Genomic DNA, 10,586 nt, shown 5'->3' on the forward strand with positions numbered 1-10,586 from the left:
AATCGTTTTGATATTTATCCTAATGCTAAAAGGAAAGAATGTAACCATGGCCAAAGCAAAAGAAGTCAAAGAAGAGCCATTGGAAAAGCAACTGTGGAAAGCCGCCTGTAAGTTACAAAAAAATATTGATGCGGCAGAATACAAGCATGTCGTGCTCGGATTGATGTTCCTGAAATACATTTCCGATGCGTTCGAGGAACTGCACGCCCGGCTCAAAGCCGGTGAAGGCGATCTCGCTGGTGCCGACCCGGAAGATAAAGATGAATACAAAGCAGAGAATGTATTCTTTGTTCCCATCGAATCGCGCTGGTCACATCTGGTAGCGCAAGCCAAACAACCCGATGTCGGCACCTATGTGGATGCCGCCATGGATGCGATTGAAAAGGAAAATCCATCGCTCAAGGGTGTATTGCCAAAAGTTTACGCACGACAAAACCTCGATCCCACGTCACTGGGTGAGCTGATCGACTTGATCGGCAATATTGCGCTCGGCGATGCCAAAGCGCGTAGTCAAGACGTACTCGGCCATGTGTTCGAGTATTTCCTCGGTGAATTTGCGCTGGCTGAAGGCAAACAAGGCGGTCAGTTCTATACGCCGCGCAGCATCGTCGAATTGCTGGTGATGATGCTGGAACCTTACAAAGGCCGGGTATTTGATCCCTGCTGCGGCTCCGGCGGCATGTTCGTGCAATCGGAAAAGTTTGTCGAAGAGCACCAAGGCCGCATCAACGATATTTCCATTTACGGCCAGGAAAGCAACCAGACCACCTGGCGCCTGGCGAAAATGAACCTCGCCATTCGCGGCATCGACAGCTCGCAGGTGAAATGGAACAACGAAGGCTCGTTCCTGAACGACGCGCACAAAGACCTGAAAGCCGATTTCATCATCGCCAATCCGCCGTTCAACGTCAGCGACTGGAGCGGCGAACAACTGCGCGGCGATGCACGCTGGCAATTCGGCACCCCCCCGGCAGGCAATGCCAACTTCGCCTGGCTACAGCATTTTGCGTATCACTTAACGCCCGCGGGCATTGCCGGGGTGGTATTGGCCAAAGGCGCGCTGACTTCCAAAACCTCCGGCGAAGGGGAAATCCGCAAAAATCTCATTGCGGAAGGTAATCTGATCGATTGCATTGTGAATTTACCGGGTAAGTTGTTTCTGAACACACAAATTCCTGCGGGATTGTGGTTCATGAACCGTGCGCGTAATAATGGACATCCCCGTAAGGATCAAATCCTGTTTATTGACGCGCGCAACCTCGGTCATCTGATCAACCGCCGCACCCTTGAACTGTCCCGCGAAGATATCCAGAAAATCGCCGGCACCTACCACGCCTGGCGCAACGCCGCCGTCATTCCCGCGCAGGCTGGAATCCCACAGCCGTATGAAGACATCAAAGGCTTCTGCGCTTCCGTGCCGGTGGAGCGCGTGGCCGAACTGGACTATGTGCTCACGCCGGGGCGTTATGTCGGGCTTCCGGATGAAGAGGAGGATTTTAATTTTCCTGAACGGTTTGCTGCATTGAAGGCGGAATTCGAGGCGCAGTTGCAGGAAGAAGCGGCGCTGAATAAGGCTATTGTTGAGAGTTTGGCTAGGGTGAAGGTATGAGTGAGTGGCGGGAATATGTTTTAGAAGATGTCATTGATAAATTTATTGACTACAGGGGTAAAACACCAACTAAAACAGCTTCTGGTATACCGTTAGTCACGGCAAAAATTGTAAAAGCAGGAAAAATCTTACCTCCAAATGAATTTATTGCTCAAGAAGACTACGATTCATGGATGACAAGGGGTTTGCCAGAAATTGATGATCTTGTATTAACAACAGAAGCACCATTAGGTGAAGTCGCCCTAATTAAAGACAAAAATGTGGCTCTTGCTCAGAGAATAATAACGTTGAGAGGAAAGAAGGAATTCGTTTTTAATCCGTTTTTAAAATACTATTTTCAAAACGATACAGGACAGCACGAACTGCAATCAAGAGCATCCGGCACAACTGTTTTTGGCATAAAGGCTTCGGTTTTAAGAAATATGTCTGTTGAGTTACCAGATATAGAAGAACAAAAAGCCATCGCCTCCGTCCTCAGCAGCCTTGACGACAAAATTGACCTGCTGCACCGCCAGAACAAAACCCTCGAAGCCATGGCTGAAACGCTGTTTAGGCAGTGGTTTGTGGAGGAAGGCTCGGATTTCAGGGAAGGTCATTTAGCAGATGTTGCAATTAACGTTAAGGAAGCTATAAAAGCATCCGATTTAAAATCGGAATCAAAATATATTGGTTTGGAACATATCGATCAAAGAAATATTGCACTAAAGCAATATGGCTTCGGTTCTGAAGTTAGTAGTAATAAGTATGCATTTCAAAAACACGATATCTTATTTGGCAAATTACGCCCATATTTCCACAAAGTTTGCTTTGCACCATTTTCAGGTATTTGCTCAACAGATATTTTGGTAATTAGGCCGATAAAATCAGAATTGTTTGCTTTTTGCCTTTTCGCATTCTTCCAAGATGAAGTAGTTGAATATGCCAATTCGAGTTCTGGAGGTACGCGAATGCCGAGAACTGATTGGGCAACATTAAAGAATTATCCAATAGCTATCCCAGATTCTGATTCTATTGAACGCTTCAATAATGTTGTTTCTTCTTCATTGAAAAAAATTTCTTCTAATTTAGAGCAAATTAAAACCCACGAAACCCTCCGCAACACCCTGCTTCCCAAACTGATGAGCGGCGAGGCACGGGTAGCCGTATGAATATTCCAGACCAGATTACTATTTATCAATCCGCCGATGGCAGCGTACAGCTTGAGGTTACGCTGGATCAAGAAACGGTTTGGCTGACTCAGCGCCAACTGTCGGCTTTGTTTGATAAGGATGTGCGCACCATCAATGAGCATATCCGCAATGTTTTGGCTGAGCAAGAGCTTGCCGCTAAGGCAACTATCCGGAAATTCCGGATAGTTCAACAGGAAGGCGAACGCAAGATAAACCGCGAGATTGAACATTACAATCTGGATATGATCATTTCCGTCGGTTATCGCGTCAATTCCAAAAAAGGCACGCAATTCCGTATCTGGGCCAGCAACATTCTCAAGCGCTACCTGGTGCAAGGGTATGTGTTGAATGAACAAAAACTTCAGACGCAACAGCAAAAACTCGCTGATTTAAAACAAGCGATTGCGTTATCTTCACGCTTGTTCCAACAAAAAGACTTAACCGCTTCCGAATCGCAAGGCATCTTGTCGATACTGGAGCAATACAGTCACGCGTTGACGGTGCTGGACGATTACGATCATCAGCGTTTACAGGTGACCGGAATCCAGCAAGCCGGACAGCGCAGAATTTCCTATGATGAAGCGATCCAGCAAATCGGGCTGTGGCGTGAACAGGAGAAACTGGGCGGATTGTTCGGCAACGAAAAAGATGATTCCTTCAAAAGCTCGTTGGAAACCATTTACCAAACATTTGGCGGCGAAGAACTCTATCCCAGTATTGAGGAAAAAGCGGCCAATTTACTGTATTTCATTGTCAAGAATCACTCTTTTTCCGATGGCAACAAACGCATTGCCGCCGCGCTGTTTGTCTGGTTTCTGGCGCGTCATAATTACCTACTTAACGCAGAGGGAGAAAAGCGCATCGCCGATAATGCCCTGGTTGCGTTTACATTGCTGATTGCCGAGAGCAAACCCGAGGAAAAAGATACGATGGTGAAAGTCATCATCAATTTGATCAATGGCAATAATCCGTAGGGGCAAATGATTATTTGCCCTAAAGGATCGCATGTACAATTACGTGCATCATTCGATGATCTATTCGGAGAAGAGCTATGAGAACCACCATCGTACTGGATGACGAATTACTGCAAAAAGCGCAAGCCGTGACTCATGTGCAGAAAAAATCTGCACTGGTCAGAGAAGCCTTGAAAGCCCTGATTGAGCGTGAAAGCGCCAAAAGATTGGCGAATCTGGGTGGCACTGAGCGGCAATTAAACGCGATTCCACGTCGGTAAAATGATGGTTATGCCGTAGGGGTAAATAATCATTGCCCCTACATCCCAACAATAACCCGAACACCATGACCTACAATCCAACCATCCATCACCGCAAATCGATTCGTTTGCAAGGGTATGATTATTCACAGGCCGGTTTGTATTTTATTACCGTTTGTACCCATAACCGGGTGCCGTTGTTTGGGGAAATTGTTGATGGTGAGATGTAATTCAATGAATTGGGGATCGTCACGGATGAAGAATGGTGCAAAACAGAATATATTCGTTCCCATATCGTATTGCACGAATTTGTCATCATGCCTAATCACGTCCACGGTATCATCCAACTCGTAGGGGCGCATTGCATGCGCCCCAATGGCACGCACCCGCATGAATATGCGGATTCGGATGAACAACCAGGGCGCGTGCAACGCGCCCCTACGGCGCCACCCACATCAACGGTGCGATGCGCCCCTACGTTGAGGGATGTTGTGCGGGGGTTTAAATCGTCGGTGACCAAACGGCTTAATGCACTATCGGGTACATCCGGTCAACGTTTCTGGCAGCGCAATTATTACGAGCACATTATCCGCGATGAGGACGCTTACCGGAAAATCGCGGAATATATTCAAACCAATCCCCGATGTTGGGATACGGACACTTATTATGTCTAAACTCACCGAATCAGCGATTGAAGCGCTAGCGATTAAACTTTTTGAGCAGCTCGGCTACAGCGCCATCCACGCCCCCGACATTGCCCCCGACGGTGACCATCCCGAACGCACTCGCTACGACGAAGTATTGCTCACCAGCCGGTTACAAAAAGCCCTCGAGCGCATCAACCCTGGTATGACGGTTACGGTATTACAAACCGCCCTGAAAGAAGCCGAGCGCATTCATTCCCCCGAATTACTCAGCAACAATGAAACTTTCCATCGCCTGCTCACCGAAGGCGTCAAGGTCAGTTACCAGCAAGAAGGCTGCGAGCGCGGTGATATCGTCTGGCTGATTGATTTTGAAAACCCAGGCAATAACGAATTTGTAGTAGCCAGCCAGTTTACCGTGATTGAAAACAACCAGAACAAACGCCCCGATCTGGTGGTGTTTGTGAATGGCATCCCGCTGGTGGTGATTGAACTCAAGAATGCCATCGATGAAAACACCACAATTAAATCCGCATTCAAGCAACTGGAAACCTACAAACAAAGCATCCCCAGTTTATTTGCCTACAACGCCTTGCTGGTGATCTCGGACGGACTGGAAGCCAAGGCAGGTTCACTCTCAGCAGGCATTAGCCGTTTCATGACCTGGAAAACAGCCGATGGCAAGGTAGAAGCCTCCCATCTGGTAAGTCAACTGGAAACCTTGATTAAAGGAATGCTGAGCAAAAGAACCTTGCTCGATCTGGTGCGGCATTTTGTGGTATTTGAAAAATCCAAAAAAGAAGATCCGCAGACCGGTGTGATCAGCATCAGCACAGTCAAGAAGATTGCCGCCTATCATCAGTATTACGCGGTGAACGCAGCGGTGGCTTCAACCTTGCGTGCAGCAGATATTAGCCTTGATTCCAGAATCATGCAAAGCCCGGCCAGCTATGGTTTGCCCGATGTAGCGCAACAACCCAGAGGCGATAAAAAGGCCGGTGTTGTGTGGCACACACAAGGCAGTGGCAAATCACTGTCGATGGTGTTTTATACCGGCAAGGTCGTGCTGGCACTCAACAATCCGACGATCCTGGTGATTACCGACCGCAATGATCTCGATGATCAACTGTTCGATACCTTCGCAGCCTGTAAGCAGTTGTTGCGACAGGAACCCAGGCAAGTCGAGAATCGTCAGCAATTAAAAGAATTGTTACGTGTGGCATCCGGTGGCGTGATCTTTACCACGATCCAGAAATTCCAGCCGGAAGAAGGCAACGTGTATGAAGAGCTTTCTGACCGTCGCAACATCGTGGTGATTGCCGATGAAGCGCATCGTACGCAATATGGCTTTAGTGCTAAAACCATCGATGATAAAGATGCCCAGGGTGAAGTGATCGGCAAGAAAGTGGTGTACGGTTTTGCCAAGTACCTGCGCGATGCGTTGCCGAATGCCACTTATCTGGGCTTTACCGGTACGCCGATTGAAAAAACCGATGTCAACACACCCGCGGTATTCGGTCATTATGTGGATATTTACGATATTGCTCAGGCGGTGGAAGACGGCGCTACCGTGCGCATCTACTACGAGAGCCGCTTGGCAAAAGTCGCCTTGAGCGAGGAAGGCAGGCAACTGATCAAGGAACTGGATGACGAACTGAATCAGGATGAGTTGACCGATTCTCAGAAAGCCAAATCCAAATGGACGCAGATGGAAGCGCTGATTGGCAGCGAGCGACGCATCCAGAACATTGCGCAGGATATCGTCAGTCATTTTGAAGCACGCCAGGAAGTCTTTGCCGGTAAGGGCATGATTGTGTGCATGTCGCGCCGTATTGCCGCTAATCTTTACGGCGAGATCGTCAAACTGCGACCGGCTTGGCATTCCGATGATTTAAACAAGGGCGTGATCAAGGTGGTGATGACAGCGGCTTCCTCCGATGGCCCGGTCATGGCAAAGCATCACACCACCAAGCAGCAACGTAAGCTATTGGCTGAACGCATGAAGGATGACAGGGACGAACTAAAACTGGTGATCGTGCGTGACATGTGGCTGACCGGATTCGATGCCCCGAGTATGCACACGCTGTATATCGACAAACCCATGAAAGGCCATAATCTGATGCAAGCCATCGCGCGGGTGAATCGTGTTTATGGCGACAAACCCGGCGGATTGGTAGTGGATTATCTCGGCATCGCTTCAGACTTGAAAGAAGCCTTATCGTTCTATTCCGATGCGGGTGGTAAAGGCGATCCGACCTTGATGCAGGAGCAAGCGGTACAGCTCATGCTGGAGAAACTCGAAGTCGTTTCCGCCATGTATCACGGTTTTAGGTATGAAGATTATTTTGCGGCCGATACCTCGAAAAAGTTGGCGCTCATTCTGGCGGCGGAAGATCATATTCTCGGACGGGATGATGGTAAGAAACGCTATATCAATGAAGTCACCGCGCTGTCTCTGGCGTTCGCTATCGCTATTCCGCATGAACAGGCACTGGAAGCCAAAGATGAGGTGGCTTTCTTTCAGGCCGTCAAAGCGCGCCTGTCGAAATTCGACAGCACCGGCAGTGGCAAAACCGATGAAGATATTGAAACTACCATCCGGCAAGTGATTGATCGTGCATTGGTATCGGAACAGGTGATTGATATATTTGATGCAGCCGGGATCAAGAAGCCGGATATTTCGATTCTTTCCGAAGATTTTCTGGCAGAACTCAAAGACTATCAGCACAAGAATGTGGCATTGGAAGTATTGAAGAAACTGATTAACGATGAGCTAAAAGTACGCGCCAAGGTCAATCTGATGCAAAGCCGGTCGTTGATGGAGATGCTGGAAAACGCCATCAAGAAATATCACAATAAGATTCTGACCGCTGCTGAAGTAATTGATGAATTGATCAAAATCAGCAAGGAAATTGTTGCGTTCGATAAGGAGGCCGAGAAGCTTGATTTATCAACTTTTGAATATGCCTTCTACACCGCTGTTGCCAGCAACGAGAGTGCACGGCAACTGATGCAAAATGACAAGTTACGTGAACTGGCCATCGTTCTAACTCAGCGGGTCCGCCAAAATGCTTCGATAGATTGGACGATTAAGGAAAGTGTGAAAGCCAAGCTGAAGGTGATCGTAAAACGCACCCTGCGGCAATTCGGCTATCCGCCTGATATGCAATTGATCGCGACTGAAATGGTCTTGAAGCAGGCTGAGATGATTGCTAATGAATTGGCTGCTTGAGGTTGATTGGCTTTCTACCGGTTAAGTTACTCTTGATGACGGCTGGGTGTATGGCCTGCCTATAGCATGAAAGACCGTCAATGCAGCATACGCATCGTTTGCAGCGTAAAGCAGTTGGTTTGGGTGAAGCTTTGGGAGTGCCCAGTTGGATGTTGTTGTCGATTTGGATTTCTGCAGATTCCGACCCAGAACTATGGCTACAGCAGATTTGACGCCAACAGCTTGGTGATACCCTAACTTGCGTACCGCATGAGCAAGATCGACTGACGCTCCCAGTCGGATACCTAGTTTCTGTCGGAGCGGACCTCGATCCGGCTTCAAACCGAAACCGATCTTTACTATCTCTGGTGATTCGATCATATTCTTCAAGAAATCAATCGAAATTGTTGAACTTATCTGTACGATGAACGCGTGTTCCATGGTCGCGAACTGAATCACGTGCGGCCCATTCCTGATCGCTTCTCTAGTGAATGTCGGTTTGGTTTCCGTATCGAAACCGATAAATCTGGCATCGGTGAGGGCACGACTTGCAAATTCGATTTATGCTGGAGTGCTCACTATATGGATCTGGCTAAGCGACAGCCCCTTGAAGATTGGCATTTTTGCTATATTTTCTCTAGATGGTCGAGATAAGGAAGTTGTGCGGTCCATTCGGGGGCTACGCTGAAGTTCAAAGACAGATCACAAGTGTAGCTTTTGTGCTGTTTCTCTTGATTGTAATGTTAAATGCTTTATGCACTTAGATTATATAATATTCTGTTGAGCTTCCATCTGTAGGCGACTATAGACAGGCGCCTGATCAATGTAGCGAATAAGAACGGAGGCTTTTACCTGATGTAACGATACGTTCTGTACGCAGATGATTGTCACGTTTTTTGATTTCGTGGTTCGACTCTATTAGTTGCGGCATTAATGAATCTCCAGTGAGTCTAAAGTTTTAAGTGTAACTATTGCTGATTTGAAAGCAAGCCACTCGTTAATGGCTGAGATAATTACTTCTCTTGTTGCTTGTGAACGAGGTTTATCGATTAATGCCTGTTTGATAAGTAATAACATTTCTGCAGTATCTTGATCTGATTTATCCATAAATTCAAACAATTCTCTATCTTCCATTTGCTAGTTTTCTCCTTGTGCATGGTTGATGTGTCCTTAGAGCAGCGGATAAAGCTGATACAACTTTAGCAGAATGTGGTGCTATAGATCTTTGGGGTATGGTATTACCAAGCATTGAATAAAGTAGTGCCCATGAAAAGCCTTCCCTGGTAATGTCACTGTCGTGGATCGTTTATTTTCTGGATTGCCTCTTAAAGATGGTATTTCGCACACTACAGGATGGAGAATGGAAGCGACTGTCCTTCCAATGAGTTATTAATGGTTTCCCTTAGTTAAAAATCAGAGTTTTCCCAATATACGTTCTACATTTTGATCGTTAAGATGGCAATATCTGAACAATTTTACAAGGGGGCTTATCATGAGCACACTGAAAATAACCGCAATCATTTCATTATTAGCATTTTATTTTGTTACAACCTCAGCATTTGCTGAAGTACCGGCAGCTCTGGACAGTATTAATCCGAACGATCATGCTGCATTGGCAAATTACTATGAAGGTTTGGCGACGGAAGTTTCCGCAAAATTGGAAACCAATCAGCAAAAACTGAACGATTATGAAGTACATCCATATTACTATGGTAGACAAGGACAGGATCTTAGTTCACATCTGCAAGCCAATATTCGTGAATATGAAAAGGAATTAGCCGAAGATTTGAAAGAAGCAGCATTCCATAGAAAAATAGCAGAAATGGAGCAGGACAGACAAATTAACAATGCAAAAGCTAATGTAGGTGATGCAGTAGCGCAATAATACCTTAGGTTGCATACCTATTTATCTCGTTGTTGTAGTAATTAGCGCAGGGGCGATCGGACAGTTATCCTATTTGACGAAGTAACTGTCCGATCAAATCTGGATACTACAAATCACTTTCCTCAATCTCGGCCAACGATCATGAATCCAGTGGTATTCAGTCGGGGTCTCTTCAGTAACCACATACACTCTCTGTTCACCATCTCTTTCAGCCAGTAACGCCTGAATTGTCATTCCCGGTGCCAGAGATATCCAATGGGATTGTTTATCGTGATCCTTTTCCATAAAACTTTCAGCAGGAATCAACAAAGGTCTGGGATGCCACGGTTTCCATTTGCCTGCTTTGATGGAATCGATAGGTGCCCAGCCACCATTGGGGAATTTTCCTGAGCCGTCTAACTTACGTTTGCCCCAGATGATCCAGGTTACGCCGCCCTGCCGAAATAATAATTGTCAGATTTATCACGTTCTATCTTGTCAGTGGCACACGCTAGTGCAACGGAACCCCTTTGACAGGGATTGATTGTATTCAGTCAACATTCAGTTCGCAGGTTGCACAATAAACCAAAATACCAAAAAAGATTTGGTATTTACTGCGTTATAGGCGCGAGGTTTATTGTGGAGGTACATCATGAATGCCAAAAAGATTCTTACCATTTTTGCCGTACTTGGAATTCTTTTTCTTGGTGGATGTATGGCTACCCCATACTATGGAGGAACTGGATATTATGGGACTGCTACGTACGGTTACGGATATCGGCCGTCAATATACACCAATTACGGCTACAGATATCAACCGTCATATTACGGCCGCCAAAGCTACATCGGCGGCTATACTTACTATGATAGTGGGCA

At 46.7% G+C, this 10,586-nt stretch carries 12 protein-coding genes; 9 read left to right on the forward strand and 3 right to left on the reverse strand.

The genetic code is table 11. The features are described from left to right. Window positions 1–46: 46 nt before the first annotated feature. The 7 genes from K2P83_RS01750 to K2P83_RS01780 all read left to right on the forward strand — a co-directional run bounded on the left by K2P83_RS01750 (window position 47) and on the right by K2P83_RS01780 (window position 7,867). Window positions 47–1,609 carry a class I SAM-dependent DNA methyltransferase gene (locus K2P83_RS01750; RefSeq protein ID WP_292926149.1) on the forward strand — a complete coding sequence of 521 codons (1,563 nt, stop codon included), beginning with the start codon at window positions 47–49 and terminating at the stop codon, window positions 1,607–1,609. Further along, window positions 1,606–2,757 (forward strand): restriction endonuclease subunit S, encoded by a 1,152-nt coding sequence (locus tag K2P83_RS01755; protein ID WP_292926150.1) that lies wholly within the window; start codon window positions 1,606–1,608, stop codon window positions 2,755–2,757. Before K2P83_RS01750 ends, K2P83_RS01755 begins: the two co-directional genes overlap by 4 nt. Then, window positions 2,754–3,752 carry a virulence protein RhuM/Fic/DOC family protein gene (locus K2P83_RS01760; protein WP_292926151.1) on the forward strand — a complete coding sequence of 333 codons (999 nt, stop codon included), beginning with the start codon at window positions 2,754–2,756 and terminating at the stop codon, window positions 3,750–3,752. Before K2P83_RS01755 ends, K2P83_RS01760 begins: the two co-directional genes overlap by 4 nt. A 77-nt stretch (window positions 3,753–3,829) precedes the next feature. Continuing rightward, complete coding sequence (locus K2P83_RS01765) at window positions 3,830–4,012, forward strand: type II toxin-antitoxin system VapB family antitoxin (protein WP_292926152.1); 183 nt, start codon at window positions 3,830–3,832, stop codon at window positions 4,010–4,012. Between the two features lie 65 nt (window positions 4,013–4,077). Next, on the forward strand, window positions 4,078–4,221 hold the full coding sequence (locus tag K2P83_RS01770; RefSeq protein ID WP_292926153.1) for a hypothetical protein: 144 nt from the start codon (window positions 4,078–4,080) through the stop codon (window positions 4,219–4,221). 9 nt (window positions 4,222–4,230) lie between these two features. Next, on the forward strand, window positions 4,231–4,665 hold the full coding sequence (locus K2P83_RS01775; protein WP_363279289.1) for a transposase: 435 nt from the start codon (window positions 4,231–4,233) through the stop codon (window positions 4,663–4,665). Continuing rightward, window positions 4,658–7,867, forward strand: coding sequence for a type I restriction endonuclease subunit R (locus K2P83_RS01780; RefSeq protein WP_292926155.1), 3,210 nt, complete (start codon window positions 4,658–4,660; stop codon window positions 7,865–7,867). The genes K2P83_RS01775 and K2P83_RS01780 overlap by 8 nt, the downstream gene beginning before the upstream one ends. Before the next feature lie 21 nt (window positions 7,868–7,888). Here K2P83_RS01780 and K2P83_RS01785 read toward each other — a convergent pair whose 3' ends face one another. Beyond that, complete coding sequence (locus K2P83_RS01785; protein WP_292926165.1) at window positions 7,889–8,407, reverse strand: 3'-5' exonuclease; 519 nt, start codon at window positions 8,405–8,407, stop codon at window positions 7,889–7,891. A 369-nt stretch (window positions 8,408–8,776) separates the two neighbouring features. Continuing rightward, complete coding sequence (locus tag K2P83_RS01790; RefSeq protein ID WP_292926156.1) at window positions 8,777–8,980, reverse strand: hypothetical protein; 204 nt, start codon at window positions 8,978–8,980, stop codon at window positions 8,777–8,779. A 358-nt stretch (window positions 8,981–9,338) separates the two neighbouring features. Here K2P83_RS01790 and K2P83_RS01795 point away from each other — a divergent pair, with 358 nt between their 5' ends. Beyond that, window positions 9,339–9,731 carry a hypothetical protein gene (locus K2P83_RS01795; protein WP_292926157.1) on the forward strand — a complete coding sequence of 131 codons (393 nt, stop codon included), beginning with the start codon at window positions 9,339–9,341 and terminating at the stop codon, window positions 9,729–9,731. Between the two features lie 93 nt (window positions 9,732–9,824). Here the strand turns inward: K2P83_RS01795 and K2P83_RS01800 are convergent, their stop codons facing one another. Further along, window positions 9,825–10,016, reverse strand: coding sequence for a hypothetical protein (locus tag K2P83_RS01800; protein WP_292926158.1), 192 nt, complete (start codon window positions 10,014–10,016; stop codon window positions 9,825–9,827). A gap of 350 nt (window positions 10,017–10,366) precedes the next feature. On the opposite strand from K2P83_RS01800, the gene K2P83_RS01805 reads away from it, so the two are divergent. Continuing rightward, on the forward strand, window positions 10,367–10,586 hold a 220-nt coding region (locus tag K2P83_RS01805), incomplete at its 3' end, for a hypothetical protein (protein ID WP_292926159.1).

Source organism: Nitrosomonas sp. (genome assembly GCF_019752415.1).
Taxonomy (GTDB): domain Bacteria; phylum Pseudomonadota; class Gammaproteobacteria; order Burkholderiales; family Nitrosomonadaceae; genus Nitrosomonas.

Coding starts and splice junctions, on each gene's coding strand:
- K2P83_RS01750 (WP_292926149.1), top strand. CDS start 47: ATGGCCAAAGCAAAAGAAGTCAAAGAAGAGCCATTGGAAAAGCAACTG.
- K2P83_RS01755 (WP_292926150.1), top strand. CDS start 1,606: ATGAGTGAGTGGCGGGAATATGTTTTAGAAGATGTCATTGATAAATTT.
- K2P83_RS01760 (WP_292926151.1), top strand. CDS start 2,754: ATGAATATTCCAGACCAGATTACTATTTATCAATCCGCCGATGGCAGC.
- K2P83_RS01765 (WP_292926152.1), top strand. CDS start 3,830: ATGAGAACCACCATCGTACTGGATGACGAATTACTGCAAAAAGCGCAA.
- K2P83_RS01770 (WP_292926153.1), top strand. CDS start 4,078: ATGACCTACAATCCAACCATCCATCACCGCAAATCGATTCGTTTGCAA.
- K2P83_RS01780 (WP_292926155.1), top strand. CDS start 4,658: ATGTCTAAACTCACCGAATCAGCGATTGAAGCGCTAGCGATTAAACTT.
- K2P83_RS01790 (WP_292926156.1), bottom strand. CDS start 8,980: ATGGAAGATAGAGAATTGTTTGAATTTATGGATAAATCAGATCAAGAT.
- K2P83_RS01795 (WP_292926157.1), top strand. CDS start 9,339: ATGAGCACACTGAAAATAACCGCAATCATTTCATTATTAGCATTTTAT.
- K2P83_RS01800 (WP_292926158.1), bottom strand. CDS start 10,016: ATGGAAAAGGATCACGATAAACAATCCCATTGGATATCTCTGGCACCG.